This is a genomic window from Chitinophaga sp. W2I13, assembly GCF_050434005.1.
In the GTDB taxonomy this organism is placed as follows: Bacteria; Bacteroidota; Bacteroidia; order Chitinophagales; family Chitinophagaceae; genus Chitinophaga.
This window is the reverse complement of the sequence record NZ_JBNPWD010000001.1, coordinates 1,734,959-1,755,085: the sequence shown is the minus strand read 5'-3', so window position 1 is coordinate 1,755,085 and position 20,127 is coordinate 1,734,959. Positions and strand designations below refer to the sequence as shown.

16 protein-coding genes are annotated in these 20,127 nt (G+C 47.2%); 14 read left to right on the top strand and 2 right to left on the bottom strand.

Going from position 1 to position 20,127, the window contains the following annotated elements; all coding sequences use genetic code 11:
- Positions 1-242: 242 nt before the first annotated feature.
- The 6 genes from QFZ48_RS07025 to lpxB all read left to right on the top strand — a co-directional run bounded on the left by QFZ48_RS07025 (position 243) and on the right by lpxB (position 6,725).
- Positions 243-2,642: a 3-hydroxyacyl-CoA dehydrogenase/enoyl-CoA hydratase family protein gene (locus QFZ48_RS07025; RefSeq protein WP_429061713.1), complete on the top strand. Its 2,400-nt coding sequence runs from the start codon at positions 243-245 to the stop codon at positions 2,640-2,642.
- A gap of 97 nt (positions 2,643-2,739) precedes the next feature.
- The gene (locus QFZ48_RS07020) at positions 2,740-3,636 is read left to right on the top strand and encodes an ABC transporter ATP-binding protein (protein WP_370909250.1); all 897 of its coding nucleotides are present in this window, start codon (positions 2,740-2,742) and stop codon (positions 3,634-3,636) included.
- Positions 3,633-4,409, top strand: a complete 777-nt coding sequence (locus tag QFZ48_RS07015) for an ABC transporter permease (RefSeq protein WP_429044691.1) — start codon at positions 3,633-3,635, stop codon at positions 4,407-4,409. Before QFZ48_RS07020 ends, QFZ48_RS07015 begins: the two co-directional genes overlap by 4 nt.
- A gap of 84 nt (positions 4,410-4,493) precedes the next feature.
- Positions 4,494-5,270, top strand: coding sequence for a 5'/3'-nucleotidase SurE (gene surE / locus QFZ48_RS07010; protein ID WP_370909252.1), 777 nt, complete (start codon positions 4,494-4,496; stop codon positions 5,268-5,270).
- Positions 5,271-5,301: 31 nt separating this feature from the next.
- A complete protein-coding gene (locus tag QFZ48_RS07005) occupies positions 5,302-5,604 on the top strand; it encodes a hypothetical protein (RefSeq protein ID WP_370909253.1) in 303 nt (100 codons plus the stop codon).
- 17 nt (positions 5,605-5,621) lie between these two features.
- Entirely contained in the window at positions 5,622-6,725 is a 1,104-nt protein-coding gene (lpxB, locus tag QFZ48_RS07000) for a lipid-A-disaccharide synthase (RefSeq protein ID WP_370909254.1), read from the top strand.
- On the opposite strand, the gene QFZ48_RS06995 is transcribed toward lpxB, so the two are convergent.
- Positions 6,722-6,892, bottom strand: coding sequence for a DUF6728 family protein (locus tag QFZ48_RS06995; protein ID WP_370909255.1), 171 nt, complete (start codon positions 6,890-6,892; stop codon positions 6,722-6,724). The genes lpxB and QFZ48_RS06995 overlap by 4 nt on opposite strands.
- A gap of 53 nt (positions 6,893-6,945) precedes the next feature.
- On the opposite strand from QFZ48_RS06995, the gene QFZ48_RS06990 reads away from it, so the two are divergent.
- From QFZ48_RS06990 to QFZ48_RS06960, 7 genes are all read left to right on the top strand, one after another.
- Complete coding sequence (locus tag QFZ48_RS06990) at positions 6,946-9,507, top strand: beta-mannosidase (RefSeq protein WP_429061711.1); 2,562 nt, start codon at positions 6,946-6,948, stop codon at positions 9,505-9,507.
- A gap of 2 nt (positions 9,508-9,509) precedes the next feature.
- Positions 9,510-10,952, top strand: a complete 1,443-nt coding sequence (locus QFZ48_RS06985; protein ID WP_429061709.1) for an alpha-L-fucosidase — start codon at positions 9,510-9,512, stop codon at positions 10,950-10,952.
- Positions 10,953-11,066: 114 nt separating this feature from the next.
- Positions 11,067-11,807, top strand: a complete 741-nt coding sequence (locus QFZ48_RS06980; protein ID WP_370909258.1) for a response regulator transcription factor — start codon at positions 11,067-11,069, stop codon at positions 11,805-11,807.
- A gap of 127 nt (positions 11,808-11,934) precedes the next feature.
- On the top strand, positions 11,935-14,181 hold the full coding sequence (locus tag QFZ48_RS06975) for a RelA/SpoT family protein (protein WP_370909259.1): 2,247 nt from the start codon (positions 11,935-11,937) through the stop codon (positions 14,179-14,181).
- Between the two features lie 189 nt (positions 14,182-14,370).
- The gene (locus tag QFZ48_RS06970) at positions 14,371-15,642 is read left to right on the top strand and encodes an adenylosuccinate synthase (protein WP_370909260.1); all 1,272 of its coding nucleotides are present in this window, start codon (positions 14,371-14,373) and stop codon (positions 15,640-15,642) included.
- A gap of 92 nt (positions 15,643-15,734) precedes the next feature.
- On the top strand, positions 15,735-16,181 hold the full coding sequence (locus QFZ48_RS06965; RefSeq protein ID WP_429044697.1) for a hypothetical protein: 447 nt from the start codon (positions 15,735-15,737) through the stop codon (positions 16,179-16,181).
- A gap of 72 nt (positions 16,182-16,253) precedes the next feature.
- The gene (locus tag QFZ48_RS06960) at positions 16,254-17,495 is read left to right on the top strand and encodes an anthranilate synthase component I family protein (RefSeq protein ID WP_429044699.1); all 1,242 of its coding nucleotides are present in this window, start codon (positions 16,254-16,256) and stop codon (positions 17,493-17,495) included.
- Here QFZ48_RS06960 and QFZ48_RS06955 read toward each other — a convergent pair.
- A complete protein-coding gene (locus QFZ48_RS06955; RefSeq protein ID WP_429061707.1) occupies positions 17,485-18,399 on the bottom strand; it encodes a TIGR01777 family oxidoreductase in 915 nt (304 codons plus the stop codon). The genes QFZ48_RS06960 and QFZ48_RS06955 overlap by 11 nt on opposite strands.
- 196 nt (positions 18,400-18,595) lie before the next feature.
- Here QFZ48_RS06955 and QFZ48_RS06950 point away from each other — a divergent pair, with 196 nt between their 5' ends.
- The gene (locus QFZ48_RS06950; protein WP_370909264.1) at positions 18,596-20,116 is read left to right on the top strand and encodes a hypothetical protein; all 1,521 of its coding nucleotides are present in this window, start codon (positions 18,596-18,598) and stop codon (positions 20,114-20,116) included.
- The last annotated feature ends 11 nt before the right edge of the window (positions 20,117-20,127 follow it).

The following is a 20,127-nucleotide window of genomic DNA, read 5'->3' as shown; positions in this document are numbered from 1 at the left end:
ACTTTCGCTTATATCTCCCTGAATCTTTTAAAATCAAAAGTGATCAAATCAGCGTAATCAGTGTAATAAGTTTAATCCTGAGAAAGACAAACTACGCTCCGATCCGCAAATTTTACAGAAATCGGGTGCCCCCTGATGATGGAACTCCAAAAAATGCTAAATTCAAGGATCGGTAAATTTAAGTTACAAATGCTGGAAGCTCCGCGTAATGAATAAAAAGCTGACAGCCAAAAGCCAAAGCAATGAGACACATCAACAAAGTAGCCGTTTTAGGCTCTGGGGTAATGGGATCAAGGATTGCCTGCCATTTTGCAGGAATAGGCGTACAGGTTTTACTGCTGGACATAGCGCCAAAGGAACTGAACGAGGCAGAAAAGAAAAAGAATCTGCCACTGGATAGTCCCGCTGTGAAGAACCGGATTGTGAATGATGCCCTGCAGGCCGCCATAAAATCCAACCCGTCGCCCGTTTTTACCAAAGATGTGATCAAACGCATTAAAACAGGCAACTTCACCGATGATATGAAACGCCTCGCGGATGTTGACTGGATCATTGAAGTAGTTGTGGAAAACCTGGATGTGAAGAAAAGCGTGTTTACCCAGGTGGAGCAGTTCCGGAAACCTGGTACCCTCATCACCTCCAACACCTCCGGCATCCCGATCCACCTCATGACAGAAGGCCGCAGCGAAGATTTTCAGAAACACTTCTGCGGTACCCACTTCTTTAACCCGCCCCGCTATCTCCGTTTACTCGAAATAATTCCAACACCACATACCGATCCCGCTGTCATAGATTTTCTCATGCACTACGGCGATCTTTTCCTCGGTAAAACAACCGTACTGTGTAAAGATACCCCGGCATTTATTGCCAACAGGGTAGGCGTGTTCTCTATCATGGCCATCTTTCACATCATGCAGGAAATGGGCCTCGGCATCGACGAAATTGATGCACTCACCGGCCCTGTCATCGGCCGCCCTAAATCAGCTACCTTCCGTACCGCCGATGTGGTAGGGATAGATACCCTGGTGAAAGTAGCCAAAGGCGTTATGGAAAACTGCCCACAGGATGAAGCCATCGGCATCTTTAAAATACCTCCCTTCCTCCAGAAAGTAGTGGAAAACAACTGGCTGGGCGATAAAACAGGGCAGGGTTTCTACAAGAAAACAAAAGGAGACGGCGGCAGTAAGGAAATCCTTACGCTGAACCTCCAGTCAATGGAATACGGACCAAAGCAAAGAGCTAAGTTTTCCAGTATCGACGCAGCCAAACCCATCGAAGACCTGAAACAACGCATCAAAGTGCTGGCAGGAGCTTCCGACAAGGCCGGCGACTTCTACAAACAGTTCCACGCATTCCTGTTCTCCTACGTGTCGCACCGCATTCCCGAAATAGCGGACGACCTGTATAAAGTAGACGACGCCATGAAAGCCGGCTTCGGCTGGGAAATCGGCCCCTTCGAAACCTGGGACCTGCTCGGCGTGGAAGCATCCGTAAAACTCATCGAAGAAAAAGGACTCACCGTTGCCCAATGGGTAAAAGATATGCTGGCGAAAGGAATCACCAGCTTCTACAAAGTAGACAACGGCAAGAAATTATATTACGACGTAGCTACCCAAACCTACAAACCATTACCGGGAGAAGGACAATTCATTATCCTGGAAAACTTCTCCAATAATGTAGTCTGGAAAAACAGCGCCTGCAACCTGATTGATATCGGCGATGGCGTGGTTTGTTTCGACTGGAAAACAAAAATGAATACCATTGGCGGGGAAGTGCTGGAAGGATTGAATAAGGCCATAGACCGCGCCGAAAAGGATTTCCGCGGATTGGTAGTAGGCAACGAAGGCACCAATTTCTCTGCCGGCGCCAACGTGGGCATGATCTTCATGCTCGCAGCAGAACAGGAGTTTGATGAGCTGGACATGGCAGTGCGCCTCTTCCAGCGCAGCACCATGCGCCTGCGCTATTCATCGGTACCTGTAGTGGTGGCCCCACATGCCCTCACCTTAGGTGGTGGCTGCGAAATGTGCCTGCACGCCGATAAAGTACAGGCGGCAGCCGAAACGTATATCGGCCTGGTGGAACTGGGCGTAGGCCTCATCCCCGGCGGCGGAGGTACCAAAGAAATGGCGCTCCGCGCCAGCCTGGAATACAAGGAAGGCCGCATCGAGGAAGAACCCCTGAAGGATTACTTCATGACCGTAGCCACCGCTAAAGTAGCCACCTCCGGTTTTGAAGGATTTGATATGGGCGTGCTAAAGAAAGGACACGATGAAATTACCATGAACCTCAGCCGCCTTATTGCCGATGCCAAACGCAGCGTAATTGCACTGGCCGACGAAGGCTATACCCGCCCCGTGGAAAGAACAGACATCAAAGTAATGGGCCGCGGCGCTCTGGGAGCCTTACTGGCAGGTGTATACGCCATGAAGTTTGGTAATTATATTTCAGAACATGATCAGAAAGTTGCAAATAAACTCGCTTATGTGATGTGCGGCGGCGATCTTACAGAAGCCTCTTTTGTAAGCGAACAATACCTGCTGGATCTCGAAAGGGAAGCCTTCCTGAGTTTATGCGGTGAACGCAAAACGCTGGAACGCTTACAAAGCGTGATTAAAACGGGCAAACCCGTACGAAATTAGAAACTGTTATTTTAATGTATGGGAAATGTAGTGAAGATTAGCCATAAGATCATTCGCTGCATTTCCCTTTTTATTTTCATCTTTTAGATTTACTCCCGTGCCAATTCTATCCTTACAAAACATTTCCAAACGATACGGAACGGTGCAGGCATTGTCCGGTGTATCCTTCGATGTGCCGGCTGGTAGCGTGTTCGGCGTACTGGGCCCAAACGGCAGCGGCAAAACAACCCTGCTGGGCATTGTTACTGATGTGCTCAAAGCAGATACCGGTAGCTTCACCCTTTTTGATAAAGCGCCTTCCGCCGCAGAACGCCGGCAAATAGGAACGTTGCTGGAAACGCCCAACTTCTATCACTATCTCAGCGCGTATAAAAACCTGGAAATCTCCGCTGCTATCAAACAGCGCGGGAAAGACGATATTGCCAGGGTACTGGAGATCTGCGGTCTTACACTCCGCCAGCACTCGGCCTTTAAAACGTATTCACTCGGTATGAAACAACGGCTGGCCATTGCCGCTGTTTTACTCGGTGACCCCGATGTACTCATCCTGGATGAACCCACCAACGGCCTCGATCCCTCCGGTATCGCGGAAGTGCGCGAACTGGTGCGTAAACTGGCAGATAGCGGTAAAACCATTATCCTCGCCAGCCACCTGCTCGATGAAGTGGAAAAAGTATGCACACACGTGGCTATTTTGAGAAGCGGGAAGTTATTGCTGTCAGGACCGGTAAACACCGTCATCAGCCGGAACGACTTCGTGGAACTGGCGGCAGCAGATAACGCGCAGCTGCAGGCCACCATGCTCAGGTTCCCCGGTTGCACCGGCGCCATCATACAGGGCAACATTGTCAGGGCTTCCTTCGCTGAATCCCCAGATGCCGCAGCCATCAACAGCTACTGCGCCCAACAGGGCATCTGGCTCAGCTACCTGCAACTCCGCAAGAAAAGTCTCGAAACTGCATTCCTGGAAATCACTAACATCGCCGCATCATGAAACAGATCATCTATACCGAATGGCTGAAAGTAAGGAACTACCGCACCTTTTGGGTAATGCTGCTGCTGGCACTGGTGATTATCCCCGCCGGCAATTTCATGGTAGCCGACAAACTCAGCGGAAACCTGGAACAGATAAGCAAAATGCTTGGCAATCCCTTCAGCTTCCCGGAAGTGTGGTTAACCATGGCTTCGCTCAACAGTTATATCTCCGCATTATTCGGACTGCTCCTGATCATCCTGGTAACCAATGAATATACGTATCGCACCAACCGCCAGAACGTAATCGACGGCTGGGAAAGAAGCCAGTTTGTATACGCAAAGTTATTCTGGCTGGTGGCTATTTCCCTGCTCACACTAGTGGTGGCTACTATCAGCGGCGCCCTGGTGGGAATCATTTATGGCAACAAGCCCTTCAGCCTGGATGGATACCATTACATGCTGTATTACTTCCTGCAATTTAATGTGATGCTGACCATCGCCCTGCTGATCAGCGTGTTGGTGAAACGGGCGGGACTGGCCATTGTGCTTTTTGTGGCGTATAATATGATGCTGGATCAGCTGTTGTCTTTTATTGTTAAAAGAAATGCCGGCCCCGTTGGCGGCCTGCTGCCGCTCCAGAGCGGCGACGAGCTGCTGCCGTTTCCACTGGTGGGCAAAATGGTATCCACCGGCGATCAGTACGAAGCGTACGTGTATGTAACCGCCATGATAGCCTATATCGCATTGGGCATCTACCTGGTTTTCAGGAAAATATTAAAATCCGATCTGTAGAAATATCCATATATTTCACATTCTTTTAAAGCGAAATGTTTGGCAGAGAGCTTAAATTTGTTGAGCAAAGAAAAAAGGTGAATTATGGCAAAACAAGAGCGGGTTATACTGGTAACAAACGATGACGGCATCACGGCGCCGGGCATCCGGGCGCTGATAGAAGCAGTGAAACCTTTGGGCAAAGTGGTGGTGGTAGCGCCGGATAGTCCGCAGTCGGGTAAAGGACACGCCATTACCATCGGCGTTCCTTTGCGTTTGGAAAAGGTGGATATCTTTGAAGGAATAGAGGCATGGCAGTGCTCCGGCACGCCGGTCGACTGTGTAAAGCTGGCCCGCGACAAAATCCTGCATGGCAAACCGGACATCTGCGTGAGCGGCATTAACCACGGCGCCAATCACTCTATCAACGTGATTTATTCCGGTACAATGTCTGCCGCAATGGAAGCGGCCATTGAAGGCATTCCTTCCGTTGGCTTCTCGTTCCTGGAATACAGCTATGATGCTGATTTTTCGCTGCCCAAAAAAGTAGCGCACAGTGTCACCAAAAGAATGCTGGAATCCGATCTGCCACCAGGCACCCTGTTCAATGTGAACATCCCGATAGTGAGTGAAAAGGATTTCAAAGGACTGAAGATCAGCCGGCAGGCAGACGCAAAATGGGTGGAAGAATTTGATGAACGCCGCGACCCGCACGGTAAAAAATATTACTGGCTGACAGGAGAATTTAAAAACCGCGATACCGGACAGGATACAGATGTGTGGGCACTGGAAAATAATTACGCCTCTATGGTACCAGTGCAGTTTGACCTGACGAACTATTCATTGAAAAAGAAGCTGGAAGAAGATTGGAAAGACCTGTAAACATTCGTTATATCGCCATCATAATTACAGTATGTTAAAAAAAGACAATCTTCCGTTAGGGATTTTACTGGGGTTTTTAACACCCCTGCTTGCGTTTTTCCTGTATTACTTTTTTGTTATCAAACCGCATAATAACGTGGGACTGGGACAGTTTCTCGGTATTCTGAAAGATAATAAACAGATGATTCCGAAGCTCACCAGCATCTGCCTGTTATTAAACGGACTGGTATTTTTCCTGTATACAAGAAAACGGCTGGATATTACAGCCAAAGGTATTTTCCTGATGACCATGCTGTATGCTATCGGCATATTGTTACTCAAACTGATCAGATAATTTTTAATCAAAGAATATTGAAATATTACATTATTGCAGGAGAAGCGTCAGGTGATTTGCATGGCAGCAATCTTGTAAAACAATTACGGCAATTAGATACGTCTGCGGATATACGTAGCTGGGGAGGCGACCTGATGGAAGCTGCCGGCGCCCATGTGGTAAAGCATTACAAAGAACTGGCCTTCATGGGTTTTGTGGAAGTGGTGATGAACCTGCGCACCATTTTAAAGAACATAGAACTTTGTAAAAAAGATATCGCTGCCTTTAAACCAGATGTGCTGGTGCTGGTGGATTATCCCGGGTTTAACATGCGCATCGCCGAATGGGGCAAACAACAGGGATTTAAAATAGTGTATTATATTTCCCCGCAGGTATGGGCCTGGAAAGAGAACAGGGTAAAAAAACTCAGGCAGTATGTAGATAAAATGCTGTGCATCCTCCCGTTTGAACCTGACTTTTACAATAAATGGAATTATGTAACGGAATACGTAGGGCATCCGCTGGTGGAAGTAATCAAAGCTGCCAGGGAACAGCCCGCAGATGCGCCGTTATCAGATAAACCCGTGATCGCCGTATTGCCGGGCAGCCGTAAACAGGAAGTCAGCGTAAAGCTGCCGATTATGCTCACCATGGCAAAGCACTTTCCGCAATACCAGTTTGTAGTGGCACAGGCGCCCAGCCTGGACGACCATTTCCTGGAAAGTCTCACCGGTCAGCATCCCAACGTGTCCATGGTAAAAGGACAAACCTATAAGTTATTGCGCCAGGCAAAAGCCGCACTGGTAACTTCCGGAACTGCCACGCTGGAAACAGCTTTGTTCGGCGTGCCGGAAGTAGTATGCTATAAAGGAAATCCTATTTCGTACTTCTTCGCCAAACACCTCATCAAAGTAAAATATATCTCCCTGGTAAACCTGGTGATGGACAAACTGGTGGTAAAAGAATTAATTCAGCACGACCTCACAGAAGAAAACCTGTTAAAGGAATTAAATGCGCTGTTGAATGATGAAGCTGCCAGAAGCCGCGTCATGAAAGACTATGCAGAATTGTGGCATAAGCTGGGAGAAAAGGATGCTTCCCGCCGCGCTGCAGAAGTGATCTACGAATACGCTATCGCTTAGTGCCGCCTGATCAGCTTGATCACCATGATAATAATAGCGATGATAAAAAGTAACAGTGAAATTCTGTTCATCCCATGCATCATAGCCACATAACGTGTTTTTGGTGCATTGGGATCCTTCTTGCCTATATACAGATACCTCAATATTTGTTGCCAGATACTTTTCATCTCCCAAAGATCGTAAATCAGTGCTATTTTTGGTTCTTCTGAAAAAATAGGACATGAAATATTTACTGTTAACAGTGGGACTGTTTTTTACCCTGTTTACCAATGGAATAGCACAAAATAACCCTATGCTCACCGGTTGGGAATTTTCCCGCGCCGATGAAGGCATCTGGCGGTCGGCTACCGTACCCGGCACGGTTCACACCGATTTGCTGGCACAGCATTTAATCCCCGACCCTTTTGTGGGAACCAATGAAAAGGCCGTGCAGTGGGTAGATAAGAAAGACTGGCAATACCGGAAAAGATGGCATATCAAAAAGCAGGAGCTGAATGCGGAGGTGATAGAACTGGAGTTTAAAGGTTTGGATACCTATGCAGATGTATATCTCAATAACCATTTAATTTTGCAATCGGCCAACATGTTTGTTTCGCATACGGTAAGTGTGAAAGAATGGCTGGTAGCGGGTGACAACGAATTGCGCATCCTGTTTAAAAGTCCCATCAAAACAGACATGCCCAAATTTTTGCAGGACAGCATCATCTATCCCGCTGGTAATGATGCCAGCGATATGCCGTTAAGTATTTATGCACGTAAAGCGCCGTATCACTATGGCTGGGACTGGGGACCACGGCTGGTTACCTCCGGGATCTACCGCCCAATTGTATTGCGGAGCTGGAATAAAGCAGTGATCCGCGATGTGTACTGGCAACAGCTGCAGCTGGATTCCGCGAAGGCAGACATGCAGGCGGAAATAACCATTGAAGCCGCTGCCGCAGGCGATTATACCTTGCAGGTGCTGCCAGGGAAAGCTATGCGTGAACTGGCAAAATTGCCGGTAAGCCTGCAAGCGGGGATAAACGTAATAAAAGTACCTTTCTCCATACCCAAACCGGTGCTGTGGTGGCCTGCCGGTATTGGCACGCCGTTCCTTTATGAATTGCAGGCAAATCTGCTCAGCAATAAAAAAGTACTGGCTGCGCAAAGCGCCAGGGTGGGGCTACGTACCATCGAAGTAGTGAATAAACCAGACAGCCTCGGGGAGTCGTTTTATGTAAAAGTAAACGGCCGCCCGGTGTTTATGAAAGGCGCCAACTATATTCCCCAGGATAATTTTCTGCCGCGTGTGTCGAAAGAAAAACAGGAAAAACTGTTTCAGGATATGGTAAGCTCCAACTTCAATATGGTGCGCGTATGGGGCGGAGGTATTTATGAAGATGATAATTTTTACAAACTGGCAGATCAGCACGGGATACTGGTTTGGCAGGATTTTATGTTTGCCTGTACCCTTTATCCTTCCGATCAGGCGTTCCTGGAAAATGTAAAGCAGGAAGCCGTGGATAATATTAAACGTTTGCGCAATCATCCTTCGCTGGCGCTATGGTGCGGCAATAACGAAGTGGCCGTAGCTATCAAAAACTGGGGCTGGCAAAGCGGTTACGCCTATACGAATACGCAGTGGGAAAGTTTGCAGCAGGGATATGATAAACTGTTTAAAGAAGTGCTGCCACAACAGGTAGCGGCTTATCAGCCGGGCGCTTTTTATTTCCACTCTTCGCCCATCAGCAACTGGGGCAAGCCGGAAGATTTTACCAAAGGAGACAATCACTACTGGGGCGTATGGCATGGCATGGAATGGTTTGAAGCATTCAATACACATATACCACGCTTCATGAGTGAATATGGTTTCCAGTCCTTCCCATCTATGGAAACGATCCGCACATTTGCCGCGAAAGAGGATTACGATATCTTCTCTAATGTAATGCAGGCCCACCAGAAAAGTCCTGCGAAAGGAAATACGGCTATCAAAACGTATATGCTGCATTACTACCGCGAGCCGAAAGACTTTCCCTCCTTTGTTTACCTCAGCCAGGTTTTACAGGCAGAGGGCATGAAAGTAGCCATAGAAGCCCATCGAAGGGCTATGCCTTATTGCATGGGCACCCTGTACTGGCAGCTGAATGATTGCTGGCCGGGAGCTTCCTGGTCGGGCAGGGATTACGATGGCCGCTGGAAAGCATTGCAGTATTATGTAAAAGATGCGTTCAAGCCGCGACTGGTATCCAGCGTCATTGAAAACGGACAGCTGTGTACCTACCTCGTAACAGACGAATACGAAGGCAAAGCTGATTTATTGATGAAGGCCGTGGACCTGAATGGCAAGGTGATCTGGCAAAAGGAATTAACGGATATCGCTGTAAAAGGAAATACCAGCGAAAAACTACACAGCATAGATACCGCCGCTATTTTACAGGGAAATAACCCGGCAAGGGTAATATTCTATGCGCAACTGCGAATAGACAGTAAGGATATGGAGCGGAATATCTTTTACTTTGCTCCAGCGAAAGATATGAACCTGGAAGTGCCGCACCTGGATGTGGTAACCAGCAAGGTGTCCAAAGATAACGGCGTTGTTTATATCCGCCTGAAAACGGATAAGCTGGCAAGAAATGTTTACCTGTCGCTTGACAATGCCACTGCAACCGATCATTTTGAAGATAATTACTTTGATTTGTTGCCGGGAGAAACCCGGACCATCCGGTTGCGGACAGGACAACTGCCCGAACTTATTCACCAGGCTTTGAAAGTAACTACTTTAGTATCGTCTTATAAAAACTGACAATGAAAAAGAAATACCTGGTTTTATTGGGATTTGCGTTGCTGGGCTTTAATAGTCTGCACGCACAGAATGAAGAACCGCCTTATGTGCCTGAAACAGACCAGGCGGTGGTGAAGAAGCTGGATGAGTGGCAGGACTGGAAATTTGGGATGATCATGCACTGGGGACCTTATTCACAATGGGGTGTGGTGGAATCCTGGAGCATTTGCCCGGAAGATGAAGGCTGGACACAGCGTAAGCCGGCAGGCATTCCTTATTACGATTACCTGAAAAAGTACGAGGCATTGGGGAAAACCTTTAACCCGGTTCACTTCAACCCCGAAAAATGGGCAAAAGCCGCAAAGGACGCAGGGATGAAGTATCTGGTGTTTACCACTAAGCACCACGATGGCTTCTGTATGTTTGATACCAAACAAACCGATTATAAAATAACCGCTGCGGACGGCGCTTTTAGCAAGAACCCCCGCGCCAACCTGGCGAAGGAAGTATTCCAGGCTTTCCGTGAGGAAGGTATTCACGCAGGGGCTTACTTTTCCAAGCCCGACTGGCACACTGAATACTACTGGTGGAGCTACTTCCCGCCAAAGGACCGCAATCCGAATTATGACCTGAAGAAATACCCGGAAAGATGGAACCAGTTCAAGCAATACACCTATAACCAGATTGAAGAACTGATGACCGGCTATGGTAAACTGGATATCCTCTGGTTAGATGGCGGCTGGGTGCGCCCGCTGAAGCAGCAAACCAAGGAATCGCTTTCCTGGAGCCAAACGGCTCCGCAGGACCAGGATATAGACATGGGCAAAATTGCCACCATGGCCCGCAGCCATCAGCCCGGCCTGATTGTAGTGGATCGAAGTGTGCATGGCCCGTACGAAAATTACCGTACTCCTGAACAGCAGATCCCCGACAAGCCGCTCAGCTACCCGTGGGAAACCTGCATGACAATGGGCAGCTCCTGGTCTTATGTGCCGGACGATAAATACAAGTCCGTGAATGTACTGATCCACAACCTGGTGGACATTGTAGCCAAAGGTGGTAACTACCTGCTGAATGTGGCGCCTGGTCCTGATGGCGAGCTGCATAACGATGCATATACTACCATGAAGCATATTGGCGAGTGGATCCATATCAACGGGGACGCTATTTACGGCACCCGGGCGGTAGCGCCTTACAAGGACGGGAAAGTGTGTTTCACCCGTAAAAAAGACGGCAGCGTATATGCGATCTATCTCCTGGATCAAAATGAGAAACTGCCCGCAGTAATTTCATTTAAAGGATTAACACCGGTTAAAGGCGGCCGTTTACAGGTGCTGGGGACCAATAATAAGCTGGTGTGGAAAACTACGGCAGCAGGAGTGGAAGTGCAGATCCCTGCATCTATCCGTGATAAAGGATTTCAGCATGCTATAGCTATCAAAATACCGGCTGTGGAAAAACTGTGATTGTAGTGTGAATTAATGTGAACTAGTGTTGATAAATAAAAAAAAGAGATGGACGCTTACCCGCGGACATCTCTTTTTTGTTTTATAGTCGAACTGATCACAAATGGTAGCTATATGAACAGAAATCCAAAAGTCTTGCTTGTTGACGATGACAAGGCATTCGGCGGTATCGTCAAACAGCACCTGGAGCAGGCCGGCTACAGTGTGGAACATTGCTTCGACGGCGTAGATGCCTGGAACCTTTACTCAAGGTCCAAATATGATATCTGTCTTATCGACATCGTTCTTCCGAAAATGAGCGGATTTGAACTGGCGAAGGAAATCCGGAATGTGACCATGCTGACGCCGATCTTTTTCCTGACAGGAGAAAAGACGGACGAAGCTGACCGCATCAGCGGATTCCAGCTGGGAGGGGATGGTTACCTTGTAAAGCCATTCAGCTTTGAGGAACTGGTAAAAAGAATGAAGGTGATGCTGAAGTGGACCCGTCCCAACAGAACAGAGTTGCTGGTAGGGCACACAGTGGCGAATTACACCTTCCATTACCGGAAACTCAAGATCTTCGAAACCAGCAGCAAACTGGCCAAAGGCAAAATTTCTCCCATCGAGGCAAAAATGCTGCGTTATTTCCTCAGCCGGCCCAATATCATCGTCCAAAAGGATGAAGTATTGCTGCGGGTTTGGGGAAAAGAAGATTTTTATGCCAGTCGCAGTATGGACGTATTTATCGGCCGCGTACGCAGGCTGCTCCGGCTGGTGCCGCGCATAGAGCTGGAAACCGTTTACAACGTTGGGCTCCGCCTGAATGTGCCGGAAGACATCCTGCCGGTAAAGATCACCGTGCCTCTTCACTGATAGCATTTTTTTCCCGCCTGATAATCAACCTGCCCGCCCTTTCCGGTTTATCCCGGCAAAGGGTGGGTGTTTTTTTGCAGCACCCTGTTTTTTCTTTCAGATTATATTAAATCGTAACTTTATTGTAATGGAAACAGTGGTTGTACAAAAATATAATTTAGACGAAGAGCAGGAAAAGAAGGAAATCGTTCGGCATTACCGTGCTTTATTGAGGGCGTTGAAGCCCCGTTTGAAAAAAGGCGACAGGGAGCTGGTACGTACTGCTTTTGAAATGGCAGCAGATGCACACAAGGAAATGCGGCGTAAATCCGGGGAGCCTTATATCTTGCATCCGCTGGCCGTAGCGCAGATCTGTGTGGAAGAAATAGGCCTTGGCGTACGCTCCGCCATATGTGCCCTGCTCCACGATACCGTGGAAGATACCGAAGTAACACTGGAAGATGTGTCCCGCGAGTTCGGGAATGAGATCGCTCACATTGTAGATGGTCTCACAAAAATATCTACCGTAATAGACTCCAGTACCAGCACCGCACAGGCAGAAAACTTCAAGAAAATATTACTGACGCTGGCAGATGACCCCAGGGTGATCCTGATCAAGCTGGCAGACAGGCTGCACAATATGCGTACGCTCGACAGCATGAGCCGCGAAAAGCAGCTGAAAATAGCTTCTGAAACCGTGTTCATTTATGCGCCGCTGGCCCACCGTCTTGGGTTATACAATATTAAATCCGAAATGGAAGACCTGGCCATGAAATACACGGAGCAGCAAACCTACCGTGAAATAGCCAAGCGTCTCAAAGAAACCAAACGCGAACGCACCCGTTATATCAACGAGTTTATCAAGCCAATCAAAGAGGTGCTGCAGGAGGAAGGATTTGAATTCGAGATTTATGGCCGCCCGAAATCCATTCATTCCATCCATAACAAGATCAAAACAAAAGGTGTTGCCTTTGAAGAAGTATATGACCTTTTTGCCATCCGTATCATCCTGGATTCCGCGATAGATAAGGAAAAGGCAGATTGCTGGAAGGTGTATTCCATTATTACCGACTTTTACCACCCAAGCCCGGAAAGAACCCGCGACTGGCTCAGCAACCCCAAATCCAATGGGTACGAGGCGTTGCACGTAACCGTAATGGGTCCCAGTGGTAAATGGGTGGAAGTGCAGATCCGCTCCAAACGCATGAACGACTATGCGGAAAAAGGGGTGGCCGCACACTGGCGGTACAAGGAAGGCAGCAATGCCTCCGCCCAGCAGGAATCTAAATTTGATCAGTGGTTCACCCAGATCCGGGAAATCCTGAACAACCCCGATTCCAATACGCTCGACTTCCTCGCGGATTTTAAGAGTAACCTGTTCACAGAAGAAATTTATGTGTATACCCCCAAAGGGGATCTGAAAATATTGCCGGTAAACTCCACTGCGCTTGACTTTGCATACTCTATCCATAGTGCCGTGGGTAACAAATGTATCGGCGCCAAAGTGAATTACAAACTGGTGCCCCTGAGCCATAAACTGCGCAGCGGAGACCAGGTGGAAATCATTACCTCCAATAAACAGAAGCCTTCGGAAGACTGGCTGAACTTTGTGCTCACCGCCAAAGCCAAATCCAAGATCAAGGATGCGCTGAAGGAAGAAAAGCGGAAAGTGGCAATGGACGGAAAGGCCGCACTGGAGCGTAAGCTGTCGCACATGAATATTTCTTTCAGTCAGCATAATATCAATGAACTGGTACAGTTCTATAAACAACCGTCCCCGCTGGATTTATATTACCAGGTGGCGGTCCGCAACATTGATCTGAAAGAACTCAAACAGTTTTCTGTACTGGGCGATAAACTGGAACCTCCAAAACCGGTGAAAGTACCGGAACACGTACCGGAAGAACATGTAAAACACCAGCTGCCTTCCAAAAAGGATGCAGAACTGATCATTTTCGGTGAAAGCTCGGATAAAATCGCCTACAAACTGGCGAACTGCTGCCGCCCGATCCCGGGAGATGACGTATTTGGTTTTATCACTGCCAGCGAAGGGTTGAAGATACACCGTACCAACTGCCCCAATGCCGCACAGCTGCTGGCTAATTATGGCCACCGCGTGGTAAAAACCAAATGGGTGAAGAACCGTGAAATTTCCTTCCTGACAGGCTTGCGCATTATCGGGATGGATGATGTAGGGGTGATCCACAAAATCACCAACATTATTTCCGGTGAACTGAAGATTAATATCTCCGCCCTCAGCATTGAGTCAAAAGAAGGCTTATTTGAGGGTTTGATCAAAGTATATGTTCACGATAAGGAAGAACTGGACGAGCTCGTGGACAGGCTTAAAACGCTCGATGGAATACAATCTATCCAGCGCCTCGAAGAATCTTAAAGTAAAAAATACAAACAGCAAATAAAGCAGGGCGGGTAAAAGGGAAGATTTCAGAAGATCTTGATGAAATCTTCCCTTTTATCCGCAATTCCGGTGTGTAATTAGTAATTTGTTTGTAATTCTTAATATTCGCCTTAATTTTGCGACTTCTTTTAAAGCAACAAACCTCCGATATTTAATTAAATCATTATGGTAGACGTTTTGTTAGGCCTGCAATGGGGCGACGAAGGCAAGGGTAAGATTGTGGACTATTTTGCCGGCAGGTACGACGTGATTGCCCGTTTCCAGGGTGGACCAAATGCTGGTCACACTTTGTATGTAAACGGTCAGAAAGTAGTATTGCGCACCATTCCATCCGGTGTATTTCATGATAAGACCATCAACCTGATCGGTAACGGCGTGGTGCTGGACCCGGTAGCTTTCAAAAAAGAAAGTGAAGATATTTCAGCCCTGGGAGTAGATCTGACAAAAAATCTGTTTATTGCTGAAAAAACCCATATCATTGTTCCTACACACCGCGCGCTGGACAAAGCGTCTGAAATAGCGAAAGGAAATGATAAAATAGGCTCTACTTTAAAAGGTATCGGCCCTGCTTACATGGATAAAACCGGCAGAAATGGTTTACGCGTAGGTGATGTTTTATCCCCCGATTTTAAAACACTGTACGAAAAACTGAAGCAGAAACACCTGCAGCTGTTATGTCAGTACGATATAAATGAATTTTCAGAAGATATTGCCAACTGGGAAGCTGAATTCTTCGAAGCCATCCCTTTCCTGCAGCAAATGAATGTGGTAAGCGGCGAATATTTCCTGAATGAGAAACTGAAAGCCGGTAAAAAAGTATTGGCTGAAGGCGCCCAGGGAAGTATGCTGGACGTGGATTTTGGTACTTATCCTTTCGTTACTTCTTCCAATACCATTTCTGCCGGCGTATGTACCGGTTTAGGTATTGCTCCACAGTGGATCAGAGAAGTGATTGGTGTTACCAAAGCCTATTGCACCCGCGTTGGTAGCGGTCCTTTCCCTACCGAACTGCATGATGCAACCGGCGAGAAACTGCGTTCTGCAGGCCATGAATTTGGTGCGGTAACCGGCCGTCCACGCCGTTGCGGCTGGATCGACCTGGTAGCGCTGAATTATACCTGTATGCTGAGTGGCGTTACCCAACTGGTAATGACAAAAAGCGACGTGCTCGACGAATTCGACGAAGTACTCGCCTGCACCGCTTATGAAATTGACGGAAAACAAACAAAGCAACTGCCTTTCCAGATTAACGGTCTGGACATTAAACCAGTCTGGGAAACATTTAAAGGATGGAGTGATAAAACTTCTACCTGTCAGCAGTTCAACGAGTTACCAGCGGAGATGAAAGCATTTGTTACAGCAGTAGACACCTATCTGGGTGTGCCCGTGAAATACGTTTCCAACGGACCTGGGCGCGATCAGATCCTAGAAAAGTAGAACCAAAAAGTAAGGAAAAAAAACAGCAAAAAAAATTTGGCGAATAAAAAAAACTATTAAAACTTTACGGCAAAGAAATAAGGTAACCTATTATGAAATCAAAATCTGATAAAGAGAAAGAGACCAAAAAAACTACTTCTCCTAAGACTGCAAAAGAAGCTCCCAAAGCTGCGGCCAAGCCTAAGAAAGAGGTGGATGATGATGATGATGAGGAGGATGATGAAGATGTGAAACCTTCCAAATCTGCCTCAAAGAAATCAGATAAGTCTGCATCCAAATCAAAACGTAAAGATGATGATGAGGAAGAAGACGACGCAGATGAAGAGGATGATGTAGATGATGCGTGGGAGAAAGGAGAAGATGATGATTATGATCCTGATTTTGAGGAATTTGACATGCCTAAGTCGAAAGGTAAACGCGGCCGTCCCAGCACTGGCAGCAAAAAAGCCGATGATGACGACGATCTGGGTATCGATGATGAATTCAAAGACATGGATCTGTTCAACGATCGTTTTGATGATGACGATGATGATTTTTAAGCACTAAACACGATTGTTATCAGGATATTTCACACTTTTCCGGTTGATAATCAGAAAATATTTAAACAACAAATGTTGGATTGGGGAAACCAGTTCAACATTTGTTGTTTTTTAGACAATAATAATTACGATTCTCCCTGGCATCAATATGAAGCCATACTCGCTGCAGATGCACTGCATACCCTCGAAGTAAACGCCGGCAACGCATTCCCCGCTTTACAGCAATTCCATCAAACACACGCCGGCTGGCTCTTCGGGCACCTTGCCTATGATCTCAAAAACGAAACGGCAGGTCTGCATTCACACCACTACGATGGTATCGGTTTTCCGGATATGCACTTTTTTGTGCCCCGCATCATCATACAACTGCAAAAAGACCAGGTGCATATCGGTGGAGAAGCCTTTACCAGGGAAGACGCGCAGGAGATCCTTACAGCAGTATTGCACCTGCCGCCGGATCCTACACCCGTAGTTACTTCCCCGGTGCAGCCACTGCAAAGCCGCCTGGATCACCAACGCTATATTGCCGCAGTGAAAAGCCTGCAACAACACATCCTGCAGGGCGATTGCTATGAAGTTAATTTCTGCCGCGAAAACTTCATGGAAAATATCAGCATACATCCACCGGCTTTATTTACCCGGCTCAATGCCTTGTCGCCATCGCCTTTTGCCGCATATTATCGCCTGGATCACCGTTACCTTGCCTGTTCCAGCCCGGAACGGTTTGTGCAAAAGAAAGGCAACACCGTTATCTCTCAGCCGATTAAAGGCACCAGCCGGAAAGATGCAGACCCGGTAACAGACCGCCAGCTGCAACAGGACCTGCTGAACAGTGCGAAAGAACGTGCAGAAAATGTAATGGTAGTAGATCTTGTTCGCAACGATTTATCCCATACTGCCTTGCAGGGCACCGTGGAGGTAACAGAACTGTTTGGCATCTATTCCTTTGCCCATGTGCATCACATGATTTCTACCGTCTCCGCACAATTATCTCCCGAAACGCCCTTCACGGAAGTATTGCGGAATGCTTTCCCGATGGGATCCATGACAGGCGCGCCAAAATTAAGGGTGATGCAACTGATTGAACAATATGAGCAAACCCGCCGGGGACTTTACTCCGGAGCCATAGGATATATTACGCCGGCAGGTGATTTCGACTTTAATGTGGTGATCCGCAGCATACTGTACAACGCAGATAACCGCTACCTCTCTTTTCAGACCGGATCTGCCATCACTTTTTACAGTGATCCGGAAAAAGAATGGGAAGAGTGCTTACTGAAAGCTGCTGCTATGGAGAAAACCGTTATCGGCTAAACAGCTGCTCCATTGCATCGTTAATGGTAGGATAAGAATACTGGAAACCGGTTCGTTGTATTTTGTCGGCAGACGCTTTCACGCTTTTCAATACTTCCACACTCATTTCCCCCAATGCCAGTTTCAGGGCAAAAGCAGGTACATAGGTAGTCATAAAGCTGCGTCCTTTGGCCATCCGGGCCATACTGAGTATTAGTTCACGGTTGGTAACAGGATTGGGCGCCACTGCATTGTAAACGCCTTCCAGCCGGTCGTTCACAATAGCATTGAAGTACAACCGTACAATGTCGTGAATATGTATCCAGGGAACAAATTGTTCGCCAGATCCAAGTATGGTGGCAAATCCAAACCGCAATGGTTTGTAGAATTCCTTTAAAGCGCCGCCATCGGGGCTGAGCACAATGCCGGTCCGGAAAATCACCAGCTTTTTATCAAGTGTAGTTACTTTGGAAATGCTTTGTTCCCAGGCATGGGTGGTGGTGGCCAGGTAGTCGGTAGCAGGAGGGTCTGTTTCGGTGAAGATGTGGTCTGTAAAGTCGCCATAATAACCTGTTGCCGAAGCGCTGATCACCTTCTTTACCTTGTTGGGGAAGTTTTTAAGCGCAGTGAAAATTAATTCACTGCTTTGGGTACGGCTGTCAATGATTTCCTGTTTACGCGCTGCTGTCCAACGTTTCTCTCCCACGTTGGCGCCCGCCAGGTGTACGATATAATCCGCCTGTTGAATAACTTCTTTATCTATGGTTTGGGATTCCACGTTCCAGTGGGCATATGTTACATTCGTGTTGCTGCGTTTATCAGGACGCCTGCTGAGAATAATCACCTTATAGCCGCGCTCCAGCAGCAGCCGGGTTAATGCCGTCCCTATAAGTCCTGTTCCACCGGTTATAATAACGGTTTCCATCCAATAATAGCTGCTTTTTTAAAATAATTTATTAAAAATACACAATAAATCGGGCCTTTTGGAATTTATGTAAAAGCAGGACTTACCGGCTTTAAATTGACAAGTTAATTTCTGAATTTTAATGTAAGTTTGAAAATGGCACATGCAAATGGGCCATCTGCATTATCACAAAAATATCTGAAATCTATATAACCGCATGCATACGCTATACCGCCTACAGTTATTATTGTTGCTGCTTTTCGCCGGCACAGCAGCAACGGCACAGAAAATAACCTATTCTGAACCGGAGAAGGACGACTATAAAAGCACCGAGTTTGAGATTATTGGCAAGGTAGCAGGGAATATACTGGTGTATAAAACAGACCGCGGCGACTATGTGGTGTCTGTATATGACAATGCGATGCAGCTGAAAGAAAGGGTTAAACTGGACTTCCTGCCCCGTAAGGTGATCAGTATGGATTTTGTGGCCTATCCGGATAAAGTGCTGATGATCTACCAATTCCAGCGCAAGGATGCGGTATACAGTTTCTGCGCCACCATGTCGCCGGAAGCTAAATTTGCAGATGCACCCATCCTGATCGACTCCACCCGCATCGGTATCTACTCCAAAGAGAACAAAGTATATTCTGTTGAAGTATCGGAAGATAAGAATCGCATCATGGTGTATAAGATCAACCAGGATAACGAAAACAACAACGTATTCTATACCTTCCTGTACGACAGTGCCATGAGCCTGGTGAACAACAGCCGTTTATCCATGCCCATGCAAAAGAAACAGTTCCTCAGCAACTTTAATCTTACCAATACCGGCGACCTGCTCTTTAATAAGCTGGAACGCACGTCCAACCGCGACTATGTGGTGAGCGGCAGTATGGTCGTGAAACGTTCGCTGGTCGACAGCTTTGAAACCTCTGTAATGGCCTTCAAAGCACAGCTGCTGGATGAAGTGAAAATGAAGCTTGATAATAATAAGCAAACGGCCCTGGTCACCGCTTTTTATTATAAACAGAAAAGGGGAAATGTAGATGGCTTGTATCTGTATAAGTACGACTACGCCAATCATAAAACGGTGTATGAGAAATCGCAGGTATTCCCCGATGACCTGAAAATGAATGCCCGTGGCGAATCCAGCACCGCCGCGGCCTTTAACGACTACTTCATCCGTAAGATCATCAATACCAGTAACGGTGGATTCCTCCTTACGGCAGAATCTTTCTCCACCTCTTCCCGCTACCAGCCCTGGAACCGGTGGAATTATATGTACGGCAGTCCTTACGGCGGCATGTACGCCCCCTATTACTACTCGCCTTACTCTTCCATGTACTACAATCCCTACTACTGGAATAATTCACAGGGATTGCGTTATCATTATGATAACGTAGCGGTATTGTCTTTCGACGATGAGGGCAATATGCAGTGGAATAACTTTGTTCATAAGAGCCAGTATGACGATAACGCCGACCTGTACCTGTCTTACCTGATGGTAAACGTGGGCAGCGAATTACGTTTTCTGTATAATGAACTGGACAGAAGGAATTATATGTTGACAGATGTAAGTCTGGCCCCGGGAGGTAAAGTGAACCGCATGCCTACGCTGCGTAACCTGGATAAGGGTTTCACCTGGATGCCCCGGTATGGCAAACAAATCAGTGGCCGTACGGTAGTGATACCATGCATTTACAGGAATTATATTTGCTTTGCTAAAATTGACTTTTAATCACACCTTTG

What these genes read in the sequence shown, in the direction of transcription:
- QFZ48_RS07025 (WP_429061713.1), top strand. Translation starts at nt 243, where the DNA reads ATGAGACACATCAACAAAGTAGCCGTTTTAGGCTCTGGGGTAATGGGA.
- QFZ48_RS07015 (WP_429044691.1), top strand. Translation starts at nt 3,633, where the DNA reads ATGAAACAGATCATCTATACCGAATGGCTGAAAGTAAGGAACTACCGC.
- surE (WP_370909252.1), top strand. Translation starts at nt 4,494, where the DNA reads ATGGCAAAACAAGAGCGGGTTATACTGGTAACAAACGATGACGGCATC.
- QFZ48_RS07005 (WP_370909253.1), top strand. Translation starts at nt 5,302, where the DNA reads ATGTTAAAAAAAGACAATCTTCCGTTAGGGATTTTACTGGGGTTTTTA.
- QFZ48_RS06995 (WP_370909255.1), bottom strand. Translation starts at nt 6,892, where the DNA reads ATGAAAAGTATCTGGCAACAAATATTGAGGTATCTGTATATAGGCAAG.
- QFZ48_RS06990 (WP_429061711.1), top strand. Translation starts at nt 6,946, where the DNA reads ATGAAATATTTACTGTTAACAGTGGGACTGTTTTTTACCCTGTTTACC.
- QFZ48_RS06985 (WP_429061709.1), top strand. Translation starts at nt 9,510, where the DNA reads ATGAAAAAGAAATACCTGGTTTTATTGGGATTTGCGTTGCTGGGCTTT.
- QFZ48_RS06980 (WP_370909258.1), top strand. Translation starts at nt 11,067, where the DNA reads ATGAACAGAAATCCAAAAGTCTTGCTTGTTGACGATGACAAGGCATTC.
- QFZ48_RS06975 (WP_370909259.1), top strand. Translation starts at nt 11,935, where the DNA reads ATGGAAACAGTGGTTGTACAAAAATATAATTTAGACGAAGAGCAGGAA.
- QFZ48_RS06970 (WP_370909260.1), top strand. Translation starts at nt 14,371, where the DNA reads ATGGTAGACGTTTTGTTAGGCCTGCAATGGGGCGACGAAGGCAAGGGT.
- QFZ48_RS06965 (WP_429044697.1), top strand. Translation starts at nt 15,735, where the DNA reads ATGAAATCAAAATCTGATAAAGAGAAAGAGACCAAAAAAACTACTTCT.
- QFZ48_RS06960 (WP_429044699.1), top strand. Translation starts at nt 16,254, where the DNA reads ATGTTGGATTGGGGAAACCAGTTCAACATTTGTTGTTTTTTAGACAAT.
- QFZ48_RS06955 (WP_429061707.1), bottom strand. Translation starts at nt 18,399, where the DNA reads ATGGAAACCGTTATTATAACCGGTGGAACAGGACTTATAGGGACGGCA.
- QFZ48_RS06950 (WP_370909264.1), top strand. Translation starts at nt 18,596, where the DNA reads ATGCATACGCTATACCGCCTACAGTTATTATTGTTGCTGCTTTTCGCC.